This is a genomic window from Sphingobacterium arenae, from assembly GCF_014692505.1.
Lineage (GTDB): Bacteria > Bacteroidota > Bacteroidia > Sphingobacteriales > Sphingobacteriaceae > Sphingobacterium > Sphingobacterium arenae.
Genome location: NZ_JACNYK010000001.1, coordinates 467,736 through 493,596, shown reverse-complemented (window position 1 = coordinate 493,596; position 25,861 = coordinate 467,736). Strand labels below are relative to the sequence as shown.

Annotated in this window: 16 protein-coding genes; 5 read left to right on the top strand and 11 right to left on the bottom strand. The window is 42.7% G+C overall.

Annotated features, from left to right (window positions below; all coding sequences use genetic code 11):
- The first annotated feature begins 105 nt into the window (after positions 1 to 105).
- Positions 106 to 2,226 carry an ATP-binding response regulator gene (locus tag H8B17_RS02070; protein ID WP_190307504.1) on the top strand — a complete coding sequence of 707 codons (2,121 nt, stop codon included), beginning with the start codon at positions 106 to 108 and terminating at the stop codon, positions 2,224 to 2,226.
- A 6-nt stretch (positions 2,227 to 2,232) separates the two neighbouring features.
- Here H8B17_RS02070 and H8B17_RS02065 read toward each other — a convergent pair whose 3' ends face one another.
- The 5 genes from H8B17_RS02065 to H8B17_RS02045 all read right to left on the bottom strand — a co-directional run bounded on the left by H8B17_RS02065 (position 2,233) and on the right by H8B17_RS02045 (position 6,275).
- Complete coding sequence (locus tag H8B17_RS02065; RefSeq protein ID WP_190307503.1) at positions 2,233 to 2,997, bottom strand: exodeoxyribonuclease III; 765 nt, start codon at positions 2,995 to 2,997, stop codon at positions 2,233 to 2,235.
- Positions 2,998 to 3,028: 31 nt separating this feature from the next.
- A complete protein-coding gene (locus H8B17_RS02060; protein ID WP_190307502.1) occupies positions 3,029 to 3,793 on the bottom strand; it encodes a peptidylprolyl isomerase in 765 nt (254 codons plus the stop codon).
- Between the two features lie 10 nt (positions 3,794 to 3,803).
- Entirely contained in the window at positions 3,804 to 4,154 is a 351-nt protein-coding gene (locus H8B17_RS02055) for a hypothetical protein (RefSeq protein ID WP_190307501.1), read from the bottom strand.
- Between the two features lie 20 nt (positions 4,155 to 4,174).
- Entirely contained in the window at positions 4,175 to 4,612 is a 438-nt protein-coding gene (locus H8B17_RS02050; protein ID WP_190307500.1) for a low molecular weight protein-tyrosine-phosphatase, read from the bottom strand.
- 127 nt (positions 4,613 to 4,739) lie between these two features.
- Positions 4,740 to 6,275 (bottom strand): Do family serine endopeptidase, encoded by a 1,536-nt coding sequence (locus H8B17_RS02045; RefSeq protein WP_190307499.1) that lies wholly within the window; start codon positions 6,273 to 6,275, stop codon positions 4,740 to 4,742.
- Positions 6,276 to 6,565: 290 nt separating this feature from the next.
- Here H8B17_RS02045 and dapF point away from each other — a divergent pair, with 290 nt between their 5' ends.
- Together dapF and H8B17_RS02035 are read left to right on the top strand one after the other, a co-directional pair.
- The gene (gene dapF / locus H8B17_RS02040; protein WP_190307498.1) at positions 6,566 to 7,360 is read left to right on the top strand and encodes a diaminopimelate epimerase; all 795 of its coding nucleotides are present in this window, start codon (positions 6,566 to 6,568) and stop codon (positions 7,358 to 7,360) included.
- A 277-nt stretch (positions 7,361 to 7,637) separates the two neighbouring features.
- The gene (locus H8B17_RS02035; RefSeq protein WP_190307497.1) at positions 7,638 to 10,514 is read left to right on the top strand and encodes a DEAD/DEAH box helicase; all 2,877 of its coding nucleotides are present in this window, start codon (positions 7,638 to 7,640) and stop codon (positions 10,512 to 10,514) included.
- A gap of 26 nt (positions 10,515 to 10,540) precedes the next feature.
- Here H8B17_RS02035 and H8B17_RS02030 read toward each other — a convergent pair whose 3' ends face one another.
- Positions 10,541 to 11,755, bottom strand: a complete 1,215-nt coding sequence (locus H8B17_RS02030; protein ID WP_190307496.1) for a Gfo/Idh/MocA family protein — start codon at positions 11,753 to 11,755, stop codon at positions 10,541 to 10,543.
- Between the two features lie 7 nt (positions 11,756 to 11,762).
- Positions 11,763 to 12,542 carry a rhamnogalacturonan acetylesterase gene (locus H8B17_RS02025; protein ID WP_190307495.1) on the bottom strand — a complete coding sequence of 260 codons (780 nt, stop codon included), beginning with the start codon at positions 12,540 to 12,542 and terminating at the stop codon, positions 11,763 to 11,765.
- Between the two features lie 315 nt (positions 12,543 to 12,857).
- Here H8B17_RS02025 and H8B17_RS02020 point away from each other — a divergent pair, with 315 nt between their 5' ends.
- The gene (locus H8B17_RS02020; protein WP_223816303.1) at positions 12,858 to 16,109 is read left to right on the top strand and encodes a SusC/RagA family TonB-linked outer membrane protein; all 3,252 of its coding nucleotides are present in this window, start codon (positions 12,858 to 12,860) and stop codon (positions 16,107 to 16,109) included.
- A gap of 9 nt (positions 16,110 to 16,118) precedes the next feature.
- The gene (locus tag H8B17_RS02015) at positions 16,119 to 17,885 is read left to right on the top strand and encodes a RagB/SusD family nutrient uptake outer membrane protein (RefSeq protein ID WP_223816302.1); all 1,767 of its coding nucleotides are present in this window, start codon (positions 16,119 to 16,121) and stop codon (positions 17,883 to 17,885) included.
- A 335-nt stretch (positions 17,886 to 18,220) separates the two neighbouring features.
- On the opposite strand, the gene H8B17_RS02010 is transcribed toward H8B17_RS02015, so the two are convergent.
- Genes H8B17_RS02010 through H8B17_RS01995 form a run of 4 tightly spaced genes read right to left on the bottom strand, consistent with a single transcriptional unit; the run spans position 18,221 to position 25,854 of the window.
- Positions 18,221 to 19,513 carry a phenylacetate--CoA ligase family protein gene (locus H8B17_RS02010; protein WP_190307494.1) on the bottom strand — a complete coding sequence of 431 codons (1,293 nt, stop codon included), beginning with the start codon at positions 19,511 to 19,513 and terminating at the stop codon, positions 18,221 to 18,223.
- Positions 19,488 to 21,071, bottom strand: coding sequence for a phytoene desaturase family protein (locus tag H8B17_RS02005; RefSeq protein ID WP_223816301.1), 1,584 nt, complete (start codon positions 21,069 to 21,071; stop codon positions 19,488 to 19,490). Before H8B17_RS02005 ends, H8B17_RS02010 begins: the two co-directional genes overlap by 26 nt.
- The gene (locus tag H8B17_RS02000; RefSeq protein WP_190307493.1) at positions 21,023 to 24,670 is read right to left on the bottom strand and encodes a 1-acyl-sn-glycerol-3-phosphate acyltransferase; all 3,648 of its coding nucleotides are present in this window, start codon (positions 24,668 to 24,670) and stop codon (positions 21,023 to 21,025) included. The genes H8B17_RS02005 and H8B17_RS02000 overlap by 49 nt, the downstream gene beginning before the upstream one ends.
- Complete coding sequence (locus tag H8B17_RS01995; protein WP_223816300.1) at positions 24,670 to 25,854, bottom strand: DUF2062 domain-containing protein; 1,185 nt, start codon at positions 25,852 to 25,854, stop codon at positions 24,670 to 24,672. The genes H8B17_RS02000 and H8B17_RS01995 overlap by 1 nt, the downstream gene beginning before the upstream one ends.
- Positions 25,855 to 25,861 lie beyond the last annotated feature (7 nt).

The window sequence follows — 25,861 nt, the reverse complement described above, 5'->3', positions numbered from 1 at the left end:
TACGAATAAATATTTATTGTTTACCATTTTATTTATCTTTGAATCATATTAACTGACTGTTTCCAAGAAATTTAACGGTTAAATTTCAAACTAAATCAAGTGACTGTGCTAAAAAGTAAGAAAACATTTTTACTGCGAAAAGTACTCATCGGTGCAATTATCGCCATTTTTGTGTACATAAGTATTGTCTTTATCTACCAATATATAGCCTATCAGAAAGTAAAAGACCGTATAGATGCGGCATACGCTTTAAGTTTACAACAATCATCTGCATTCTATCACTTATTCTCTGTTTATGGGGAAGCAGACAACCTCTTTCGGCAGTATACAATAGACTTCAACCAAGGCATATACGAGAAATATCGGGGTAAGCTTGACACGATTAAATATTATATAGATTCACTCTCCGCACTTCCCAACACCAACAACTTATTACAACAAAGTAATACGGACATTCAAAACCGAAATTTATTGGCCGGGGAATTTGCCTCACTTAAAAAGACAGTTGACGACTTGGTTTTCATGGCACAAGACTCGCTTTCGACACTGGCATCGTCACAACCTCAACGCATGGCTGCACCCCGCTATATATCTGCGGATTCGGCTATCAATAAAATATTAAATGACACTGCACTTACTAAAGTTGACACGTTGGTAAGAGAAAAACAAAATCTTCTCAAACGTATTTTTAATGCTAAAAATGATACGGTTTTTGCGAATAGCCAACAGTTCAATATACAGCAACTCGATGTGTTGCAGCGAAACGTCGAAAACGTCATGGTACGAAATGAGACGATATATAATACAAGCTTGGGTAATTTACGACGAAATTTCACTTCTTTAAGAAAAAAAGAAAGAGCACTTATCCAAGCAAATTATCTTCTGTTGAACAATTTAAAAATCGGTGTAGATAATATTAGAGAGCTGGAGCGAAAAGCTGTTCGAGAAGCGGAGGCAAGAGATTTAAGTATATACAAGGAAAACACGAAGAGGCTCGGAAACCAACTTATTATCTCCCTATCTGTCATGTTGCTCATGGTTCTATTTATCCTTTACTATCAATCCAAAGCCACCACTTACGAAGAGAAATTAGAGGAAGAAAAAGACTATGCTGCAAAAGTTGCAGAAGAAAAAACCAGCGTGCTGGCTAATATAAGCCACGAGGTACGTTCACCTATTAATTCACTGATGGGCATTATTGATATTTTACGAAAGAACGGCGGCAAGGATACCATTCAGCCGGAGTACTTGGATTCGGCTGCGCATGAAATATCCGTTATCAATAGTACCGTGAATGACATTTTAAATCTTAGCAAGCTAGAGGTAGGTGCATTGGAGGTGAAAAACGAATACTTTTCCCCTTCGCGGCTATTATTGGATATCATAAACCTCCACACCTATCAAGCACAAAAAAAAGGTTTACACTTCACACAACAAATTGATCTTAATCCCAAGTTGGAAATTTACAGCAGCTCTTTCCGAATCAGACAAATTATCTCCAATTTGATTAGCAACGCCATAAAATATACGCCCGAAGGTAAAGTAAGCCTAAAAGCTTATATAAGAAGGGTAAGTAACCAAGACACACTTTTTGTAGAAGTGAAGGATACAGGCCTAGGAATTGCACCTGAACACCGGTCTCAAATTTTTCGGCAATATTACATGACCGATAACAAGAGCAAAACCAAAGGCTTTGGTCTTGGACTCTATATTTCCAAATTATTATCAGAACAACTTCAAGGCGATATTACGTTAGACAGTACGGTAGGAAAAGGCTCTACCTTTATCCTTAAAGTACCGATTAAACAAAAGCGTCTAGAGAACACCGTCCCGAAGGTCTATACCTTGAACGACCTCCCGAAAGACATACAATTGGTGTTGATTGATGACAATCGCATCAATATCCTTTATTTAAAGCATTATTTCAAAGATTTTCCAAATGTACATACGTTTGAGCACGCACAGCGTGCACTCACTTTTATCCAGCAAAATCACGTCGATGCTGTTATTACAGACATCTCTATGCCGGAGATTGATGGTTGGGATGTGCTTCGGGAAATTCGGAATAATAACGAGAAACAGGATATTAAAGTATTTGCGTTCACGGCAGACAGTATGCATCTCGAAGAAGAGATAAAGAGAAATCAAACATATATGTTCGACCGTATCCTAGACAAGCCATTAAATGAGCACGAGTTCGTGGCTTGTATTTCCGAAAAAAACTAATACGGTTTACCGAAGTTCTAATAATACCGGGCAGTGGTCAGAATGCATAGCGGAGGAGATAATCTTCGCCGTCACAATCCTATCCTCCAGAGGCTTTGATACCATGTTATAATCAATTCGCCAGCCGAGGTTTCTAGCTCGGGCTCCGGCACGGTAGCTCCACCAAGTATAGTGATGCGGTTCGGGGTTTAGGTGACGGAAAGAGTCTACGTACCCTGAGGTGATAAAATTCTCCATCCATTCACGTTCCGCAGGCAAGAAGCCAGAGCTATTCGCATTAGATTTAGGATTATGAATATCGATCGCACGATGACATATATTGTAATCTCCTGAAATCACGAGGTTTGATCGTTCTTGTATGATCTTATCACTGTATAACTGAAAATCATCTAGGAAACGATATTTGAAATATTGGCGTATATCACCGGTAGTTCCAGAAGGAAAATATACACTCATAACAGACACATCATCGAAATCGGCCCGAATAATACGTCCTTCGAAATCATAATCTTCGTGTCCACAACCGTATTCCACATGCTTGGGTGTAATCCTGGTAAAAATAGCGGTACCACTATATCCTTTTTTTTGCGCTGGATACCAGTAATGTTCATACCCCATCTGTTCCAATAAAAGAATTTCTGGAATCTGGTCTTGGGTAGCTTTGATTTCCTGTAAACATACGACATCTACATCCATTGCTTTTATCCAACCCAACCAATCTTTTCTCAGCGCAGCCCGCAAGCCATTTACGTTATATGTTACGATTTTCATTGTTTTGTTCACTACTTCGTCGTTCTTCCCCTTAATAATACCGCGAATAAAAAATATCTAGAACTTTCGTCAAAAAATCTGTCTTAGGAGAAAGCCCTTCCAGTTCCCGTTCAAGATTCAAAGCTTCTCGTCTCGTCAACAACTTCATAGACATCCGTATATCTTCCAAAGGACGATCCCGCTCATCCGTCTCGACAACGGCAATCTTATCAATCGCCTCTATGCCATTTAGCAATTCTCCAAATACCGTATAATTTCCATCCAAATGCGGCGTTCCCCCGATCGTCGTATACACTTCTCTTTGGTGGGCAGTCAACTTTTTCCCATTCAACCGAAACTCTTCCAAAGAATCTAACGCTGCGGGCGTAAATACACGGCCTTGCACCAGATAAAACTGCGAGGCCGAAGACTGCTTTGCCGGATTATTATCTCGTGCGGCACCGATGGATCCTTTTTTATGAATAAGGCCTTCTTGAATCTCCGCGGGAATCTTATACGCTGGTCCGCCTTCGCCCAGCGCTTGTTTCTGTGCCGCATACCGCGAGTTGGGATCGCCGCCCTGCACCATAAAGTTCTGGATAACGCGATGAAACATCAACTCGTCATAATATCCCTCCTTAACTAACTTGACGAAGTTGTCCCGATGTTTAGGCGTCTCGTTATAAAGCCTTAATAGGCAGTCCCCCCTATCCGTTTTTAACGATACATAATGGTATTTTGGCGTCTTCGCCAAAACCACCGTAAACAAAAGCGTACTGCATACAAGCAGCCCTATTTTCTTCCAGTTTTTAATCATAAATACGGGGCTACGATAAGGTATAGGTATCTTCAAAATAATCAATAATCAATGATTTGAAAATCATCTCCTGTTCTAATAACGTGTAGTTGGGAATAGGTTTTATTAAATCCCAATGCGGCCACCCCTCCTCATCTAGGCCTTTGAGCTCATAAAAACCCATAGCACTAAACAATCGGCAAGTAGCTATATGCATAAGTTCTTCTTTCTGTCGTTTAGAAAACTGCTGCGGACCTTTTCCAAGCTCTTGAACGCCAATGAGAAAAAGCAAAACCTTCATATCGGGAAGTTCCATATCGAAGTCGTCTGCGATAGCGCGTTGCAACTCCCCCCATTTTTTATTAATCTCGGATGCTTTCATATCGTGGTAAAAATAGGGAATTATTTACGTAGTTCGCGAATAAGTTCACGGCAGCGCTTTTCAATCATATGATACACTGGCTCAAACTGACTTTCATCATAATAGGGATCTGGCACAATATCTTCCTGCAAGAACATGCGCACTTTGGCTCTGTCTTCATCCCGCTTTGCTAAGGCTGTAACATCTTTAAAGTTATTATTGTCCATCACATAAATATGATCGTAACGCTCAAAAAAATCCGACTGGAACCACTGGGCCCGCTGATAGGTTATATCGACCCCGTATTTCTTTGCCACAGCTATAGAACGCTTATCCGGTTGCTGCCCTATGTGCCAATCGCCAGTACCCGCAGAATCAATTTCCCAATCCAAGCCCTCCTCTTCTATCAAATGCTGCATGACGCCGTGTGCCAGTGGCGACCGACAAATATTACCTAAACAAACCATTAAAATTTTCATGCTTCTAAAATAACGCTATTCTTTTGAATACGAAAAGTTAATACACAAAGTTGATACATTTATGATGAAAAAACGCGCCATCTGCATAACAGCAAATGACGCGTTTATATTCCATCCTACAATTTAATTAAAATTCGATCGGGAAGTTGAATTCGGTCGTTCCAGTTTCAGAAACGCCGGTAATACGCACAATATTCCGCTTAGTACTACCCAATGCCGATTCTACATCATCCACATTGTTCACTGGTTTTCCGTTTACATGTGTTACTATCAATCCTGTTTCCACACCGAAGTACTCAAACATACCACCACGGTGCACTTGCTTAATCACAACACCCGAGTTTACACCAAATTTTTTCTTTTGTGCATCGCTTGCAGGGGTAAAACTTGCCCCCAGTTTATTGAATATCTCTGTGGCACTAGCGCTAACTTCTTCGTCGGCACTCGATTTCTTAGCTTCTTGTGCTTTCAAAGTAACCGTTATATCCCGTTCTTTTCCGTCACGTTTATAGGTAAGTTTGAGTTTATCACCTGGATTCAACCGCGCAACCCGTTCCTGTAAATCAGAAGACGAATAAATCGTACGCCCTTCTACTTTCGTAATTACATCACCTTTCTGGAGACCCGCCGCCGCCGCTGCACCTTCTTTGACTACATCAAACACATATAAACCATGAATGTCATCAATTTTAAACTCTTCCCTAATTGCATCGTCGACCTCACGGAAGTTTATCCCCACATATCCACGTTGTACGGTACCAAATTCTTTAAAGTCATTTACAATTTTCTTCACCAAATTAACAGGAATAGCGAATCCGTAACCCGCATAGACACCGGTCGGCGACGCAATCGCGGCATTAATACCAATCAGCTCACCTCGTGTATTTACCAATGCTCCACCACTATTACCTTTGTTAATCACCGCATCTGTCTGGATAAACGATTCGACCGCAGTACGTACGATAGGTTCTTGCGGTTGGCCATACGGTGAACCCTGACCCTGCTCCCCTAGAATACCAATTTGGCGGCCCTTAGCGCTCACAATACCCGCCGTTACAGTAGACTGCAAACTCAACGGATACCCCACGGCTAATACCCATTCACCAATGCGTACATTATCGGAATCACCAAATTTAACGAAAGGTAGGTTCGATGCAGTCACCTTGAGCAATGCCAAATCAAAGTCGGCATCCCGGCCGATAACTTTCGCTTCGAACGTCCGCTGATCGGTTAATTTTACTTCAATTTTATCAGCATCTTCCACGACGTGGTTATTTGTTACGATATAGCCATCAGGAGAAATCAATACCCCCGATCCGGAAGCGGTTGCTTGGCGAGGCTGCGCCTGTCGCCGTTGAGGCATACCGAAAAACTCTTCAAACATATCGAATGGAGAACCTCCACCGCGCCCCTGCGAAGCCCGTCTTGTCATCGTTACCTTGATATGTACCACGCCGGGCGATACAGCGGCTGCAGCTTCTGTAAAATCAGGGTTCCCTGTCGATGACATGATTTCGCTCCCTGGGTTATTTGCAAAATAAACCTTTTGCTTTTCTTCAAAGGTCATCTGCTCATTTTGCTTATTTTCAAAGAGTTTGTACCCTCCAATAGCCACCGCACCTCCAACCGCAGCTATTAATAAACTTATTCCTATTTTCTTCATTTTTATCTATTTATTTTTTTTAAAGGCCGATAAGAACTCGATGTAAACAACGATCGTCTTGTTATTTCCATCTCGGTTTCGTAAATTACTGTAATAATCTATATTAAAAATATTTTCTTTTACTTTTGCTTTAAGGCTTGTTCAAATGTAGTACCATTCGAAATGGCTTGGGAAGTTTTGACAGTTAAAAAATGTTAATGAAACAGCACAAAATCAGTTTTTAACATGATTTAACAATCGGACATCACTTTGTAACAAGAATATTAATTTTTGACGAAAAAATCAAACAAATGGATAGTAAAATAAAATTTTCGAAATACCAGGGTGCCGGCAATGATTTTGTGTTAATCGACAATAGAACCGGCTTTTTTGACCGTAAAAACGATAATTTAGTACAGGTCTTGTGCGACAGAAAATTTGGAATTGGTGCGGACGGTCTAATGCTCCTTCAAAATAATGAAAATTTTGATTTCGAAATGATTTACTACAACGCCAATGGTGGAGAAGCCAGTATGTGCGGAAATGGAGGCCGATGTATCGTCGCCTTCGCTCGCGATTTAGGGATAATCCAAGACCATACTGTCTTTTTGGCAGTCGATGGCGAACATCAAGCCACTATTCACGACCATCAGGTCGATCTGGGAATGATCGACGTATCTGTTATACAACGGGATGGAGAAGCCTATGTACTGAATACCGGCTCCCCTCATTACGTAGCTTGGGTCAGTAACCTCCAAAACAAAAATGTCTTCGAAATGGGATCACTAATTCGTAACAACGAGACGTATAGAGAGGACGGGATCAACGTAAATTTTATCGAAAAAGAAGAACAAGGGTATTTTGTACGGACATTTGAACGTGGTGTTGAAGATGAAACGCTTGCTTGTGGTACGGGCGCAACAGCAGCAGCCATGGTCGTAGCTGTACATCATAAGTTAGAGGGAGCACACAAAATCCCGATTCGTGTGCTTGGCGGACAATTATATATTAGCTTTAACAAAACAGGACAAAAATTTACAGACGTACGCCTGATAGGTCCAGCCCAGCTTGTATTTGAAGGAAGTTTCGTCCCCCCTTTTTCTTGATTGCACCATCCCTTCCTTAACCAAGTAGGTCGCCTCAAACTATTCTCTATGTGGGCTAAATACGGGGCAATGAGACGCATTAAAACTTTGGCAACTGCAGAAACACCAATTTTACACGATCCCTTCTGCCAAATATTTTCAGCGACGAGGTTTATATGGATTCATGTTTATTTTGGTATCCATGAACTCACTTTGTTCGGTTTTGCTTCTTTTTTACGGAAAAAAAGAAGAATAGCGGTATATTAGAGGCTTTTTTGGAAGACTTTAGGAATATTTCATGCGACAGGTTAATAGTAAATTACCATTCAAGTTAGTCTACTCATTGGGACAACACCCCTACTTGGGCTATTTAATCGAACCCCATATTGTTCGATTGAACGCTAATGGTGCTTACTCATTGAGCTATAAACGGATTTTTACAAATACCATTGGCGATTTTGCACCGGCTTTAGACGAGACCGATCATGATCTTATCAAGTTACTAGACGAGATTGAACAAACACATATTATCAAGACATTCAACAAAAAAGCCATTCGTCCTGTTGATTTTTTCGGAAAAGTGTTCGATGACAAAGTTTACGATAGGATACGTCCAAAAATTGAACAGAAAATACTAAAAGCATTAAAGAAATTGCGGGGTAAACCGCTTTTCTTAATGAGTAAAGATGGTTATCCAGCCGACCAAGAAATACATATTGCCGATGAACCTACATCTATTTTATTCCATTTTCGACGCAACGAATCCGAAACCCGCTATTTTCCTACCCTAAAATATAAGGGGAATCGGCTAGACTTCATGTATAAAGAAGCCCAAGTCATTGTCAATAAAGAGGCTTGGTTGCTGGTTGAAAATACGTTATACTATTTTGATCAAGAAATAGACGGAAAGAAGCTCAGTCCGTTTCTAAATAAACGCTTCATCAGCGTTGCCCGCAATACAGAAAAACGTTATTTTGAAACTTTTGTAAGTGGTCTAATTGAAAAACATCATGTTTATGCAGAAGGCTTCGACATTAAAACCCACAAGGAGAATGCAACACCTGTCTTAAAGCTATTCTACGTTCCCTCTGGTCAATCTTTTTTACAATTGTCTTTTATGTATGGCCCTTACGAGTTCTCTGCCGGCACCGAGCATCCGGTCACCGTGCGACTGGCATACAATGAGGAAACAGATTCCTATGTTTTTCATCGGATAAGGCGCTCACTAACCTGGGAAAAAAAACAGGGTGTTTTTCTGGAGGAATCGGGCCTTCGCAAAAAAGACTTACTGTTTGCAAATTATATCACGGAAGGCGGACATCAATCCATCGTTGATTGGTTAAATAGCAACCAAGCTTTACTGTTAGATAAGGGGTTCATTATTACCCAAGCAAAGAGTGACCGAAATATTCTTATCGGGAAGACGTCGTTGGAAATGGCCGTCGAAGAAGGTAATGATTGGTTCGATATACAAGCGGTCGCACATTTTGGTCCTTATGAAATTCCATTTATTGCGTTACGTGACCATATCTTAAATAAAAACAAAGAATTTACATTACCCAATGGGGAAATCGCTATTATTCCCGAAGAATGGTTCTCTCAGTATGAACATTTGTTTCTTTTTACAACGAGCCAACACGGCTTAAAGCTAAACAAAACACATATCGGGTTATTATACGAAATATCGGAGCATACCGCACTCTCCTTTCATCGTAAACTTGAACAATTGCTCAATTTTAACAGTATTGCGGAAACACGAATGCCAAGAGGATTTAGGGGTGAACTTAGGCCTTATCAATACGCAGGCTACAATTGGTTTCACTTCCTTCAGGAGTATAAGTTCGGTGGTTGTCTTGCGGATGATATGGGCTTGGGGAAAACCGTACAGACACTCGCCTTGCTACAGCAGCAAAAGGAGTATTTAAAAGAAAGTGACTATGCCAAAACCTCCCTTTTGATCCTGCCTACATCACTTCTCTACAACTGGCAGAAAGAAGCGGAGAAATTTGCGCCCCAACTTCGTATACATCTACACACGGGTTCGAGTCGTCTAAAAGATACGTTCGGCTTTTCGCACTTTGATTTAGTGATTAGCACCTATGGCGTCGTACGTAGCGATGTGGAAATGTTAAATAAGTTTTTCTTTAACTACATTATTCTCGACGAAAGCCAACACATCAAAAATCCAACATCCAAATCCTTTAAGGCAATTAAAGTCCTTAAAAGCAAGTATAAATTGGCATTAAGTGGTACTCCAATAGAAAACTCCGTTGGCGATATATGGTCGCAAATGCATTTTGCAAATCCTGGTTTACTGGGTTCTTACACTTATTTTCAGAAAGAATTTGTGATACCTATCGAACGAAAGAAAGACGAAGAAAAAGCGGCTCGTCTACAGGCCATCATTAAACCATTCATACTCCGTCGGACCAAAGACCAAGTAGCAAAGGAACTCCCCCCAAAAACCGAACAGACCGTTTACTGCGAAATGACCGAGGAACAAACTAAGCTCTATGAGCGTATAAAATCTGAGTATCGAAATGCTTTGTTGGATAATCAATTCCAGCAAAACAAAAAGGGCAACCAGATTATGTTATTACAGGGGCTTACCAAACTTCGGCAGGTTGCCAATCATCCGGCCATGGTAAACGAAGACGAAGGCTTTTCATCCGGTAAATTTGATACCGTTGTGGAAATGTTACAATCTATTATCGCTGAGCATCACAAAGTACTTATTTTCTCCCAGTTTGTGAAACACCTGCAGGTGTTTCGAGATTATTTCGATCGTGAAAAAATAACATATGCTTATCTGGACGGGAGTACCAAGAACCGAGCGGATGCGGTAAATACCTTTAAAGAAAAGGAAAATATACAAATCTTTTTAATCTCCATTAAAGCCGGAGGCGTCGGGCTAAACCTTACCGAAGCCGACTACGTCTTCATTTTAGATCCTTGGTGGAATCCAGCAGTCGAGCAGCAAGCAATTGACCGTTCACATCGTATCGGACAAACCAAAAATGTATTTATTTACAAGTTCATTAGTAAAGACACTGTAGAGGAAAAAATACTTGCACTCCAAGGCCATAAAAGAGCTCTCTCTTCAACACTCATTACGACGGAAGAGAGTTTCATTAAATCGCTATCACCAGAGGACATACAGGAGTTGTTACGTTAGACTTTTCTTATTTATAGTTTTTTTGATTACCCACCATATTTTTTCTCCCAATGTTGCATATTTCCGGTATCCATTGCCATATTGGCCATATGTACAGCAATAGCGCCATATTTACCAGTTTGGACGTCAGCGAAAGGCTTTTTATTTTCTCTGATACAGGTGGCAAAATCTAATAAAGCATAAGACGAGGGATCTCTTTTTTCTTCGTCCTGATGGGTAAATTCCAGTTTCATGGCTTCACCCTGTGTGGCATTTAACAAAGTAGCACCGGTAACACCATCTACTACACCGGTTTGTTTTTTACGGGCTTCTGCATAAATAAATGCTTCGTCTCTTTCTATCTGCAACGTCGCTTTAGATCCTAAAATTCTGATCTCATAACCATGATAAGCATTAGACAAAATCGAGGACACATTAGCTTTCACACCACCCGGATACTCAAAAATTGCTCTAACGTGGTCATATGTTTCCCTTCCGTCTTTCCAATAATTAATCCCGCCCATACCCGTCACCCTTTCCGGGTGTGCATTTGTCATCCAATTAACAATATCCAGCTGGTGTCCGCATAATTCCGCCATTAAACCTCCCGAATATTCTTTATACATTCTCCAGTTCACAATACGCTCCGTTCCCTTTTCCACCACCGGAAATCTCCAGTCAGAATTGCGGTGATACTGGCACTCGAAATGGGTCACATCGCCTAACCAACCTTCATCTATGGTTTGCTTCACGCGATGATACAAACTAAAATACCGGTATTGATGTCCCACCTGAAAAACAAGTTTAGCATTATTTACGATTTTCTCCAGATCTAACGCTTGTGGGATATCATAAGTCATCGATTTTTCTACATACACATGCTTTCCCGCAGCCACAGCATCCTTAGCCATTGTATAATGCAAATACAAGGGCGTAGCGATAATGACAGCGTCCACCTCTTTATCTTCTAATAGTTTCCTATAGTCGTTATATTTTTTTGCTTTCGCTGATACATGTTCTACTATCTTAGCCGCATGAACAGCTAAAATATCGCAATAAGCTGTAACGGTTAAACCTGGTAAATTTTTAATTAACCGAGCCAAGCCTGTACCACGTGTACCAGTGCCAATAATTCCAAGCCGGATTACCGCATTTTTCTTGGGGATAAAAGAAGTAAGACCTGCATAAGACAAAGCTGTTCCGGAAAGGGCTAATGTCCCAGCAGAAAGAAATTTCCTTCTTGTAAATATCATATTTGACATAGTCATTTCATTTAATTGGAGAAACTTTTTCCCCGTCATTTTTTAAATATTCAACCAAAGGGCTCTTGATATCCCTCAGGCCCTTTATTGCCAACTCAGCCACTTTTATGGCCCCCGCCTCACAAAGGTGGGTATCATCTTTCTTGCCGTTAGGTAATTTAGCCGTTACCCCTGGTTCTACGTAGATGTATAGTTTTTTAGATTCTTCGGGGCCTAAATTTTCAACCACCTCAGCCGTCATCTTGTTAAGATCAATCAGCGGGACGTCCATTTCAGCGGCCAGCTTCCTTACTACGGTAACATATTCGCCATGGGTATCCACAAGTTTCCCCTTTTTATCAAATTTTCTCCTGACGATAGAGGTGAACAATATAGGGTTTGCATTTTTTGCCCGCGCCTCGTTCACATAGTTTTGGATATTTTCTTTAAATGTCGTTTGTGGATCCGTATGACGAAGGGAATCCTCCTTGGCATCATTGTGCCCAAATTGTATAAAAACATAATCCCCCGCTTTAACCCGGGTAATCACTTTATTCCAGTGACCTTCGTCGCGATAGGATTTAGAACTGCGGCCACTTGCGCCTTGGTTCACTACCTTAACGGACTCGTCAAAAAAAGGATCTATCATTTGCATCCATCCCCTACCTGGGTAATTATCGGCCGTGTTGGCTTTACTCATGGTGGAATCTCCTATAGAATACACGGTGATATTTTCCTTCGGCCATTTAAAAGCACAGCAGACGATCAGAAAAACCACAAGAAACAAATTTTTATTAGCTTTCATCATTACTTAATGTATATATTCGGTTATTTTATCAATTAATCATCTTAAAGATCGGAAACTACCACCAAAAAAAGGCGTAAAACCCGTGCTACATTTCCAAAAAACTTCGATAACGTTACCGAAACCGTTAACGAGAACGCTTCCGCTAATTTTCCAACCCATTTAGATTATTTCCTCATCATAAAGTTGTAATCTTGTTTTGCGCGGAAGGCAAATTACTTCTACAACTTGCCTTTTGAGATAGCAAACAAGGAACTACAGTCCCCTTTATAAGGTAAATAAAGGACGACGATCACTATAAACACTAAATATTGCATTATGATAAAACTGCTTAAACTAACAGTTATAACCTTCGTAAGCAGCATCAGCATTCTCCACGCCCAAACCGTCATCAGGGGAAAAGTCCTCGACGAGGAAACGAAGGAACCGCTGATTGGTGCCAGCGTAGGCATTAAAGGCAGCGCTGAAGGAACGTTGACCGATAAGAATGGAAATTATACCCTAAATGTGACAACGCCAAAAAAAACAAATGTCGTACTCACCGCCAAATACATTGGTTTTTTGCTCCAGGAAGTAGCGGCAAACAATCAAACGGAAATTAATTTTCTTCTGACGAAAGATTCGTATCAACTAGAAGAAGTAGTCGCCATTGGCTACGCGACGGTAGAACGTAAAGACCTCACCGGTTCCGTATCCTCCGTCAACGAAAAACAGCTAAAAGACATTCCCGTAAACTCGGCAGCCGAAGCGCTTACAGGTCGTCTTGCCGGCGTACAGGTCACTACCTCAGAAGGAGCTCCTGGAGCAGAAGTGCAGATCAAAGTACGGGGTGGCGGGTCCATCACGCAGAGCAACGATCCGCTCTATATTATAGATGGTGTTCAAGTAGAGGACGGATTGTCCAGCTTGTCTCCACAGGATATTGCCTCTGTAGATGTGCTGAAGGATGCCTCGGCAACCTCTATTTATGGAGCCAGAGGTGCGAACGGTGTGGTCATCATTACGACCAAGGGTGGTAAAGAGATGAAAACGCAAGTGAATTACAACAATATCTTGGGCATGAAAAGTCTCGCGAATAAGTTGGATGTGATGAATCCCTATGATTTTGTGCTCTATCAGTACGAACGGTCCCGGGGACTAACGACTACAGAGACGGCCTTCGAGACCAGATACGGCACATGGGATGATATAACGCAATACCACCAAACACCATTTATCGATTGGCAGGAAAGAACCTTTGGCAATGACGCCTTCATGCAGACGCATAATGCGAGTATAGTGGGCGGTACCAAGGCGACACAATACAACCTCAGCGTCACCAGTAATAACGAAGACGGGATTATGCTCAACTCTGGTTTCGACAGAAAGTTGGTCAACTTTAGATTCGACAACAGGGTAAGTGATAAATTAAGGGTGGGCTTCAACGTAAGGTACACCAACCAAAGTATTTTAGGTGCAGGTACTTCGGATGCGGGCTCCACCACTTACAATATGCTCCGGCACACGATTAAGTATATGCCTTTTGACATCGGCGGTCTAGCAGAAGACGAGATAGATGAAGCCTACTACGAAGACACCAATACCGGCAACGCCATCGGCATCATCAATCCGGTAGCGTTGAGCAATGCGCAGTATAGAGACAGGAAAATGCAGATCGTTAATCTCAATGGCTATTTTAATTACAGCTTCAATAGGATGATTTCGTTTAGGAGCACATTGGGTGTCAACTATAACAGGCAATCTACCAAAAGTTTTGAAGACGGAATCACCTCCCGGTCGAGGGTATTGGGCGCCCGCTTGCCAATGGCAGGCGTACTGGATGCTGATCGAAATAACCTCAATTTCTCCAACGTACTGACTGTCACCCCGAAAATGACCAACGGTCACAAATTGAATGTATTATTGGGCAACGAGTTTTACAATATCGCGTACAATACTTCCGAGATACAATTAAAAAACTTCCCCGAAGGAATTACGGCGGAAAAAGCATTAGGACAGCTCCATCTCGGGACGATGCTCACAACACCTGAATTGTACCCCCTAACCTACCAATCCGAAACAAGAACCCTTTCTTTCTTCAATCGTACGAGCTACAGCTATAAAGACAAGTATCTGGCGACCTTCAGCTTCCGAACCGATGGTTCTTCCAGATTTGCCGAGGGAAATCGATGGGGGTACTTCCCTTCCGGATCCGTAGCATGGCGAATCTCGCAGGAAGATTTCCTCAAAGACGTTTCGGTGATTTCTGACTTGAAAATACGGGCGAGTTATGGTTCTTCCGGTAACGACCGTATCCCCGATTACTTATTCATGAACATATACAATGCCAGTGCAAAATACGCTTTGAACGAAGAACTTATACCAGGTTATGCCACGCCAGAATTGGCTAATAAGAATCTCGTTTGGGAGACGACAGTTTCCAAAAACCTCGGGTTAGATCTTTCCTTGCTCGACAACCGCATTCAATTCACGGTAGATGCTTATCAAAATAAAGTGCATGATCTACTCATACGCGTTCCTATTCCATCCACGTCCGGTTACACCACACAGCTACAGAATATCGGCAAAACGGCCAACAAAGGCTTGGAATTCCAACTTACCGCCACCCCGATAAACAACGAGAACTTTAGCTGGAATACCAATTTCAATATCGCTTTCAACAGAAACACCATAGAAAAAATATCCAACAGACAAGATCATTACTTTGCAAACTCCGGCTTTGGAATTTCTGGACAGCCCGCAGATTACATCGTACAGGAAGGGCAACCTGTTGGCGCTATGTACGGATTTGTTTCGGATGGGTTTTATACCACGGACGATTTTAACTACGACGCTGCCACGTCAAGATATACCCTCAAGGAAGGCGTGACCGATGTTTCGGATGTAATAGGCATAGCCCAACCCGGATGGATGCGGTTAAAAGATCTTGATGGGAACCATGTTATCGATGAAAACGATAAAACGATTATCGGAAACGCGAACCCCAAATTTACAGGTGGACTAAACCAGCAGTTTGCCTACAAGAATTTCGACATGAGTGTTTTTGTCAATTTTGTGGTCGGCAACGACGTTTACAATGCCAACAAGATAGAATTCACCAATGCCTACAGTGCTTATGCCAATTCGTTGGACATGGTTGCCGGTCGCTGGAAAACCATCGACCAGCAGGGCAATAAGATACAGCAGGTAGAGACCATTAGCGGACAACAGTACATAATCGGTGTAGCCCCCGAAATACTGTCCGAGGTCAATAAAGATGCGTCCATGTGGATGCCGATCAGCGGCACAGGCGCGTGGTACCCTACCTCTTGGGCTATGGAAGACGGTTCCTTTTTACGGATAAATAATATCACGTTAGGTTATACACTCCCATCCGCTATCACCAATCGGATTAAAGCAAATAGGCTGAGAGTCTACGCAACGGTAAATAACCTCGCCGTATTTACCAACTATTCCGGATACGATCCCGAAGCCAATACCAGAAGATCCGTACCGGTCACACCAGGTGTCGACTATGCCGCCTATCCCAGGAGCAAGACATTCATTTTCGGACTCAATCTATCATTATAAAGCCTCTACATGATGAAAAGAAACACCTTAACCCATTTGACAGCAATAAGTTTATTACTGCTAAGCACCTTATCCTGCAATAACTATCTAAACCTCGATCCCCCTTCGGCCTTCGATGAAAATTATGTATTCAGTACCGTACCCAATGCCACCAGTGCGGTATTAGGCGCATACGACAGGCTGGCCGGATTGCAAGCTTATGGTAGTCGTCTCAGCATGATGTATCCTTATGACAACGATGAGATGGTAGGGGTTTTGAATACCACCGCGCCCGACAACAGTTCGAGGGATCTATCCAGATATAATCTGAATCCTACCAACGCCCAGCTGCGCTTGCCATTTGAACAATTATATGCAGGTGTAGAAAGGGCCAATATCTGTATAAAGAACATCCCGGCAATGGATCTTTACCAAAACGGTTCAGCGGAAGAAAAAATACAGCTCCAAAGACTGCATGGGGAAGCCCTTACCTTAAGGGCACAGTTTTACCTCGAACTGGTCAGAAACTGGGGAGATATCCCCGCCCCTTTCGAACCATCCATCGATCAAACCGAGCTGTTTATGGATAAGACAGACCGCGATACGATATATGATAGACTGATCAACGATCTCGCACGCGCGTCCGATCTCGTTCCCTGGCGAACGGAAGTCGCATCTGACGAAAGGATTACCAAAGGTGCGGTGAAAGCATTAAGGGCGAGACTAGCGCTTTATCGTGGAGGGTATTCATTGCGAAGGGTTTCTGGGATCATGGAACGTCGACCAGATTATTTGAAGTACTACCAGATCGCAAAGGATGAGTGTTTCGATATCATGGAGCACCGCGACCAGCACACACTCAACCCAAGTTTTCAGGCGGTGTTTAAAGACGGTATAGATTCTTATAAAATTGACCCTTTTGGTGAAGTCTTGTTTGAAGTGGCTATGGGTCGCGAAACGGATAGTAATATCGGCTATTACGATGGGCCAAGATTTTATGTTCCGGGAAATACGTCCATGTTGGGCAACGGACAGATAAGGGTCATACCCACTTATTTCTACAGTTTTGACTCGCTGGATATACGAAGAGACGTCACCACGGCCCCTTATTATAATAGTCCCGAATATTTTAAGACCGTCCAGCCGTTACTTAATATGACCAGTGGTAAGTTTCGTTCGGACTGGATTAGTCCGAGATTAAGTTCGGCCATACAGGCCACAGGGTTGAACTGGCCTCTGATCCGATTTTCTGATGTTCTATTGATGTTTGCCGAAGCAGAAAACGAACTCCAAAACGGCCCCACGACCGAAGCCATAGCTGCCTTTGAGGAGGTAAGGACAAGAGGGTTTGGTGGCGACGCGGACTTAATAGGGATAACCCCCACCACCAAAGAAAACTTTTTTGAGGCTATCGTAAAGGAGCGGTCTTTCGAATTTGGCGGAGAAGGTATTCGTAAATACGACCTCATCCGATGGAACCTCCTAGGGACAAAAATCACACAAACGAGGGAAGAACTCACCAAGATGAGAAACAAACAAGCGCCCTATGAAAACCTACCTCAGCATATGTACTATAAACCATTATCTACGGAAGTTCTCTGGAGCCATTCGCTATATCAGCCAACACCAAGCCAGGCTCCTTCAGGATATACCAGAGTAAACTGGATAGTCGCTTTAACAGATGTTTGGATAAACAACGTGGCACAATTGTTTCAGCCCAACCATAGCGAATTGATGCCTCTACCGCAATCTGTCACAGATGCTAACCCTAATTTGAAACAGGATTATGGATATTGAAACATTCTTGATCGCGTTCATCTATGCCTTCCCCTCCGAGCGTGTCCAACTACCGGCGGGGTGGGTAAATTTACACTACCCCATCCTTAACCTTAAAGGTCGCACCGCTGTATAAATCAAGTTTGTGACCAAGTATTCAACTGTACAGAATTGCACTGTCCCCTCCTTTACCTTTTATGCCACATCCAAATATTTGAGATATGTACAAATCATCCCTAGCACTATCTTCTCCATTCAAATATCTGAAGTGGCGAGGTTTATGGACAAGTGTTTATTTTAGTGTCCATGAGCTCACTTTGTTCGGTTTTGGTTCTTTTTACGGAAAAAAGAACACACTATCTCTTATCAATAAACGTAATCGGTTTACGGCTCAGCGGATTAAAGATAATCCGCTGTAGCTCTTCTGATGATCGCTTTTCTACACGGGGCGCTACGCGCAATTTTGCCCGAAAATGATCTTTTATTTGCTGTAGCAATTTTTCCGAGGTATCTTCTGAACTAACATAAATGACAATTTCATCCGTTCCGATAACATTATGGGATATTTCTATGATGTGGTGTTCGATTTCCGGAAAACCTGCAAGCAGGTCGTGCATCGCTGGCGGATATAACGTCGTGCCCTTGTACTTCACCATCTGCTGCTTTCTCCCCTCAACAGGGCCGATGCGATAGGTATTGCGTCCGCAACTACAAGGAGCAGTATGTTTACGGACAATGTCACCCGTTTTAAATCGTAATAACGGTACGCCATGTACGCCCAAGGTCGTGATGACAAGTTCGCCACTTTCGCCATCAGGCACGGGCTGTCCTTCCTCGTCCAACACCTCGGTAATAATCAGATCTTCATGCACATGTCCGCCTTGAAAAGCATCACATTCTGTAAAAGCAGCTCCCATTTCTGTTGAGGCGTAGGTAGAATACAATTTTAACGGCCACTTTTCCCGTATACGCTGGGTCAGTAAGGAATCGTTGAGCGAAGCATTCCGCAAGGACTCGCCTATACACAAAACAGCTTCTATACTGGTGTTACGGTAATCAATACCGTGCTGTTCAGCATATTCGATCATCTTCAATAAAAAAGAAGGCACAGCGATCAAAAATCGAGGTTTATGTTGCAAGATGACATCCCATTGTAATGGTGGAATCCCGGAGCCAACCCGTAAGGTACCAGCGCCAAGCTTCCGCAAACCAAGAAAATAGGCCAAACCAGCCATAAATCGTCTATCCATCGTCGTCATCAATTGCACGAGGTCACCTGGCTGTACACCAATCGTTTGAAACGAACGCATCTCGTTATAGGCTAGACGTTCCAAATCTTCTTCTGTAAGCCCGAATGTTACAGGCTTACCTAAGGTTCCCGAGGTAGAACAATAATCGACAATCTTTTCCCGCCCAACACAAAAGAAATCTTCATTATGCGCTTGAATATCGTCTTTACTCGTCGTCGGAATACGTTCCAAATCCGTTAGGGTACGAATCGCATCGATGTCAATATGATAGGTCTCAAACAATCGTTTATAATAGGGTGAGTACGCCTGCAGATAAATCAATTGCCTTCGTAAGAGTTCCTCCTGATAAGCCTTAATTTCCTGGGACGACTGCCTATCCATGATTATCTGTTGTTTCATTATGAATCTTCCTCAATAAATACGATTTTCCCAATATTTCGGAACAAGTCGCTATTGCCCCCACCGTCACACCCAAAATACCATGCATATATACGCCATGCCCCGTCAGATATAGATTTTCTATCTTCGTTTTCGGCGCGATAAATGTCTTCAACGGATCACTAGCATCCTTCGCATGTCCGTACAAATTCCCCCGATACATTCCAATATAATCCCGATAGGATAAAGGAGTCGATACATATGTCCGATGGACAGCCTCCACCAATTCGGGAAAATGACGCTTCACTTTGTTCAATAACTGTTCCGTTTTATCTTCTTTAAACGCCTCGTATGTCCATCCTCTGTCCTCCGGTTGAACTATCGTATTCATCGTATCTGCCCAGGCCTCCACCTCATCAAAATGCATATAGGTTAGCACGGTAAAGGTATCTGCATAACCGGGCTGCTGTGGATCTTCCGTCATAGACAACATAAACATATTTGCCCAATCTTCTTTTTTATAGGTCGTCGCACACCAAACAGCTTCTGTATTCTGCTGATAATAAACGTTATGCGCTTGATATCGAACCTGCCCGGGTTGCAAAACACCATGCAAACTAAACGAAGACGTCGTAACAGGCAAGGCTTGAATGCGATCATAAAAAGCTTTTCGAAAATGTTCTTTTCCGACCAGTTGCAATGCTCTTTTCGGGTCAACATTCATAATAAACAGATCCCCGTGAACTTGGTTTCCGCTGTGTGTTATTGCACGGCAAATCCGTCCATTCTCAATTTCCAGTTTCACAACTTCTTCGCGTTTATACGCCTCTCCATTTAATTTCCGCAGTTCACGAATCAGTAATTTACTGATTTGACTACCGCCCAGAATACATTTGTATGCGCTTTGGATATAGGAATTTACGGCAAGTGCATGAACGTAGAAAGGGGTTTTATCGTCTTCGCCCGCATATAGAAAATTATTCCCTACCAATACGGCACGTAACCTTTCATTCGTCGTCAGTCTCGTAAAATATGCCTTAACACTTAGATTTATAACCTCCGATGCGTAACCCTCTCCCTCTTCCGCATCATATAAAGGGAACGCGCTACAAGTATATTGCAAATCAGCAACATATTGTATCAATGTCGAGCGCTCTGCCGGGAAAGACGCAGATAAGCAATCCACAAAAGCATCGTAGCCCTGCGCGATAGGATAACAGACGTCTTCATCGCCAAAACAAATCTGGTCGAAAACCGTAGGCATGCGTTCCAACCGAAGATGAGGCATAATTCCCAGATAGGAAAAATAACGGTGTAAATTCTGCCCTTCCGCTAAGCCTCCGACATAGTGCACGCCTGTATCGAACACTTTCTTATCACGGGAAAACGTTTGCAAATTTCCACCAAACTGATTGTTTTTTTCCAATACACAGACCCGTAACCCCTCCCTTGCCAGTATAACCGCTGACACCAAGCCACCCAGCCCACTGCCTACAATAACAACGTCGTATTGTTTATATGTTCCTCCGGTCATCTGGTATAGCAAATTAGGGGAGCAGACAACTCCTCTTCCTTCCATCCTAAAGTCAGTAATGGCTGCGCTCTCTCAAAGATATAGATTTCTTGAAAGCCCTCCAAAAATGAACGCGGTACGCAACTGAATTCAACGGAAGGATGGATAACCAATATCGGACAAGAAACATCCAACGCTGAAACAAAGCGTACTTGGCGCTGTTTTTTCCAGTAAATACTTTCTGCTACCGCACGCTTCTCGGCATTGTTGATGATGCCCACCACCTTCCGGCTCCCACTTTGTAAAGACAAAAGATAGTCAAATTCGCCGTAGGTGTCCGAAAGGTGTGCCACGTGAACCTTCTCGTCGAGGTATAGATTCAGCTCGTGGTAATAGCGGAGACCTTGCGTTAGGTTTTTCTTGACATCCGCCAGGATATCTTCATCTTTATAATAATAGGCAAGCTGTATTTTCGCTCGAAAATACAGCATGTCTTCCTCTTCTCGCCGACATCGGCTATACGTTTTTCGAAAGTGCCACATCACCCGCTTGGTACGCTCCAGATACCCCTCACCAAAAGCGGGGTCCTCCAAACGAATGCGTTCTCCGATAACCGGTGTCATGGCACCTCCAAAAATAAGCACATCGCCTTTGGGTAACACATCACCATTCCCCAGAAGATAGATAGGCAAGATGTCCAGCTGCAATTGCTCCGCAAGATAAAAAGCGCCTTTATGAAAACGCTTCACGACATTATCGTAGGAACGGGTACCTTCGGGAAACACGATCAACGAATAACCTTGTGCCACTTTCTCCCGAAGTACAGCTACACCGTTTTCCAATCCCTGACTCACAGGATAAAATCCCAGTGCTTTTACCGCCCGCCCAAAGACAGGAGAATTCCAGACCCAGTCGTTGACCAGAAAGATACCCTTCGGAACAAGCATACCGAGCGATAGGGTATCGAGAAAGGAACTATGATTGGCAATAATCACGGCTGGCTTTTCAAATGTTTCTCTCGATAAATTGATGATTTTATGTTTTGTCTGTGGATGAAGGTATAGTACAGATTTCATGAATACAGACATCGCCTTTCTAAAAAGAATATCCTTCTTTTCCTTTGACAGTGGTAGAATCGCCAGAACCACCCGTCCAAAAAAAGAAATGACCAAACATCCGACTCCGTAATACGTAAAAAATACTATCGACAACAAAAGAATCGTTATCGTAAAGGGTGACTTACCCTGTTTCGCCCGATTGGAAATAAAGAAATGAAACAAGATGGGGTAGAATACGAAGGTAATAATGACGGCGGCGAACACCCCTATCAAGGAAACGGACGCAATGGACAACAGGGCGGGGTGTTTAGCAAACACCAAGGCGCCGATCGCCAGTATCGTTGTTAGTACAGCCAACAAGATCGATGTGCGATAGGTTTGCAGTGTATCTTTTCCTGTACTGTATTGTTTCTGCAAAGCGGCCGTCATAAATATGCTGAAATCTACGCCATGTCCAAAAACCAACGTACACACGATCGCACTAAATATATTAAATTCCAACCCGAACAACCCCATGAGCCCTGCGGTGACCAATCCGGTGAGGCCAATGGGAATCGCACTTAACAAAACCAGCTCGAAACGGCGAAAAAACACCCAAAGTATAAAAAGTACCGCAAAGAAAGAATAGCTTACCAAACGGTTGAAATCATCGCGCAATTGCCCTAGAAAGGTTTCGTTCATGTTTTGGCGATCAACAACCAAAACATCTGCATTTTTCTCCATAACGCGAAGAAACGGTTCCCGTTTTGCATCGTTCAGTTTCACTAAGGTAGAAATCGTAAAAAAACCATTCCGCTCGGCAACAAAATCCGATACCCCTAACGCGCGTTGCAATTGAAAATCACGCCATCCTAACGCTTTCGGTCGTTCCTTCAATAACGCATAAAAATCGGCATGCGTTTCCGCTTCAAAACCATATCTTTCTCCTTCTTTTTGTAAACGCGAGATGAGATTATCCGTATGCTGCCTTTCCCAAAACTGATTCCATTTGTTAATCTTCTCTTGCTGTAAAGTGGTTGACAGCGGTATCATCAAACCATTATAATCCACAATTTCTGTTTTGGTTTTTGCCGCGTTCAGATTCGACATCAAACGATCGGTCTTTTGCGCCGCGTCTTCAAAGGTTTCTCCTGTAGAAACTAAGTATACAGATTTAGACGACGTATTGGTCAGTTTATCCAATTTATGCTCCATCTGCTGCAACGTCTTCGGCACGAAATTTAAATCAGCCAGGTTATTATTATAACCTACCCATCCGCTCGTGAAGCAACTCAACACGATCAACACCAAACAAACGGCAATCAGCACCTTACTTCGCTCAAAAGGGAATGCAGCCAATTTGTCCAGTACCGAATGATGCCGAAGTTCTGGTTTCGGACGATAAAGGTGGGGGACGATGAGCAATGTAAAAACAGCCGACGAAAAAATACATATCGACGCAAAGATGCCCAAATCTATCAATGCTTCTGAATGTACAAATAACAGGCATAGAAATACGACGGCATTGGTGGCCCCACTCATCAATAGTGGACGCGTCAGTTCACGGTAAAGCGTACGGATATTACCTGATTTTTTATAGTGGGTCAGGATATGTAAGGCATAGTCAATGGTAATTCCAATCAGCACGGCAGCTACGCTGAGCGATATGGCTGAAATAACAGGTTTGTAAAGATAAAGACAGGCCATACCAAACAAGGCTGCGAAAACAGTGGGTATAAAAACAAGCAGCGGAATATATATTTTTCGATAGAATAGGATAAGCAGGAGCATCAATACGGACATGGAGATCAACACCGTCGTTGCAATGTCCGTCTTTATCTGTTTGGCATTCGCCACCGCAATAAAAGCTGTTCCGTAATAAGAAATGGCGGCTTTCTGTTCAAACCGTTGCTGTAATGTGTCCCGCAAACGATCCAGATGTTCTACCAGAGCGGTATTATGTTCGGTATCTGCTCCCTCGAATGTCGGGTCTAGAAAAAGCAGCAATTGGCTGGTGTCTTTAGTCGCTATAAATCCATCGTATAGCATAAAATTTTCGCCCACCGTATGCTGTTGCATTTTTTGCAACCCCAACAAAGCCAATCCTAACGGGTCTTTCTGAATAAAGTTTCGCATGACAAGACCCGCGGGCGAAACCAATGTACGGTAATTTTCCGATACACGTTCTGCGATAGAATCCGGTTGTAATCGTTCTGCTATCGTGCGATAATCCCTTTCATCTAAAAACAGCGGTAGATTTTGATACACAAAATCATAGATACCTTCCATCTCTTCCTGCTCAATTCTCCCCGTGATCCCACGGATATAGGAACTATCTGTTTCCATGGAGTCTACAAATGCACCCGCAACCGCCGTCAACACACTGGATTCAGCGGTTTCGCCCCTTTCAATTAAAACCGTTATTTTATCGGCAAACTGAATCTGTTTTAGTGCTCTAGAGAATTCATCTGTTCGTTCATTTTTCGGAATGATCTGGGTAATATCTTCTTCAAAACGAAGCTTGGAAGCTAAGAACCCACAGCTCGCCAGAAACAGTAATGCCACAATAGCAGCGAGAAGCTGGTTACGCTGAGTGCAAAGATAGATATGATAAAAAATCTTCTCCATTAGTGAGCGGAAACGGGTTTATGCCGATATAGTTTGATAAAAAAATAGCTAAAAGAACCAATCAACATTGCCATTGCACTAGCAAGTATAAAACTGCCTATAATATATTGCCAAAGGTGGGATTTAATAATTTCTAAGGACACACCATCGAGCTGAAAAGTCGTAGAAGATGGATATACGAGGCCCCCCACTATTAATGAAGCGTATATCACCAATGGAATCAGTGGAGCGAAGCTAATATTGGAAAAAACGAAAGCGAGTACTTTATTTAAGCGCAGGAAAACGGCTAACGTAATCGTGATCGCTGTCTGAAACCCCCAAAAAGGCGCAATACCCATAAAAACGCCTAAACCGATAGACAGTGCCTTCTTTATTGGGGAATCGGTACTGCCCAATATATTTTCTTTAACAAAGTCAGACCATCTTTTTTTTTTGAAACTCCGAAAAAAGTTACGCGGCAGGATATAAAAAAACGTTAAAAAGACCAATACGGTGTTCAAGATGCTGATACGGGTAAAGTCTTTAAAGGGGCGAAAATGGGAAACACGTTCATTGGGGTCATATAGCACTTGAACGGGCACATTCTGCACGTCAACGCCTCGCCAAGCTGCCCGAACGATGATTTCAATCTCGAATTCAAATTTGCGGGTATAGAATCGTTGGGATATCGCTGCTAAGGGATATGCCCGAAACCCCGATTGCGTATCGGTCAGCTTAATGCCGGTCTCAAACCAAAACCAAAAATTGGAGAATTTGTTTCCAAAACTGCTCTTGCGCGGTACGGAATCGTGGCTCATATTACGGCTACCGATCAACAATATCGGACGGGTTGCTTCCGCAATTGCCTTCACAAACACTGGAATATCCGATGGATAGTGCTGACCGTCGGAATCAATAGTGATCGCGTATTGAAAATGGCGGTCTCTAGCCTGCTTTATTCCCTTTCGCACTGCGAAACCTTTTCCCTGATTACGCTTGAAAGTAAGAACTTCTATCTGTGGATATTGGCTTAAGATCGCGGATGTCGTATCCGTAGATCCATCGTTGACTACGATAACATGAGAGGTGTATTGAAGCACGCCATCCACCACACGTTTCAGCGTCTTCTCATTATTATACGTCGGTATAACAACGACTATTCTCAGGCGTTCCATTTCTCTCGTTATCGTTTCGTGCTCAACCATTTCTACA

What these genes read in the sequence shown, in the direction of transcription:
- H8B17_RS02065 (WP_190307503.1), bottom strand. Translation starts at nt 2,997, where the DNA reads ATGAAAATCGTAACATATAACGTAAATGGCTTGCGGGCTGCGCTGAGA.
- H8B17_RS02060 (WP_190307502.1), bottom strand. Translation starts at nt 3,793, where the DNA reads ATGATTAAAAACTGGAAGAAAATAGGGCTGCTTGTATGCAGTACGCTT.
- H8B17_RS02055 (WP_190307501.1), bottom strand. Translation starts at nt 4,154, where the DNA reads ATGAAAGCATCCGAGATTAATAAAAAATGGGGGGAGTTGCAACGCGCT.
- H8B17_RS02050 (WP_190307500.1), bottom strand. Translation starts at nt 4,612, where the DNA reads ATGAAAATTTTAATGGTTTGTTTAGGTAATATTTGTCGGTCGCCACTG.
- H8B17_RS02045 (WP_190307499.1), bottom strand. Translation starts at nt 6,275, where the DNA reads ATGAAGAAAATAGGAATAAGTTTATTAATAGCTGCGGTTGGAGGTGCG.
- dapF (WP_190307498.1), top strand. Translation starts at nt 6,566, where the DNA reads ATGGATAGTAAAATAAAATTTTCGAAATACCAGGGTGCCGGCAATGAT.
- H8B17_RS02035 (WP_190307497.1), top strand. Translation starts at nt 7,638, where the DNA reads ATGCGACAGGTTAATAGTAAATTACCATTCAAGTTAGTCTACTCATTG.
- H8B17_RS02030 (WP_190307496.1), bottom strand. Translation starts at nt 11,755, where the DNA reads ATGTCAAATATGATATTTACAAGAAGGAAATTTCTTTCTGCTGGGACA.
- H8B17_RS02025 (WP_190307495.1), bottom strand. Translation starts at nt 12,542, where the DNA reads ATGATGAAAGCTAATAAAAATTTGTTTCTTGTGGTTTTTCTGATCGTC.
- H8B17_RS02020 (WP_223816303.1), top strand. Translation starts at nt 12,858, where the DNA reads ATGATAAAACTGCTTAAACTAACAGTTATAACCTTCGTAAGCAGCATC.
- H8B17_RS02015 (WP_223816302.1), top strand. Translation starts at nt 16,119, where the DNA reads ATGATGAAAAGAAACACCTTAACCCATTTGACAGCAATAAGTTTATTA.
- H8B17_RS02010 (WP_190307494.1), bottom strand. Translation starts at nt 19,513, where the DNA reads ATGAAACAACAGATAATCATGGATAGGCAGTCGTCCCAGGAAATTAAG.
- H8B17_RS02005 (WP_223816301.1), bottom strand. Translation starts at nt 21,071, where the DNA reads ATGGAAGGAAGAGGAGTTGTCTGCTCCCCTAATTTGCTATACCAGATG.
- H8B17_RS02000 (WP_190307493.1), bottom strand. Translation starts at nt 24,670, where the DNA reads ATGGAGAAGATTTTTTATCATATCTATCTTTGCACTCAGCGTAACCAG.
- H8B17_RS01995 (WP_223816300.1), bottom strand. Translation starts at nt 25,854, where the DNA reads ATGGTTGAGCACGAAACGATAACGAGAGAAATGGAACGCCTGAGAATA.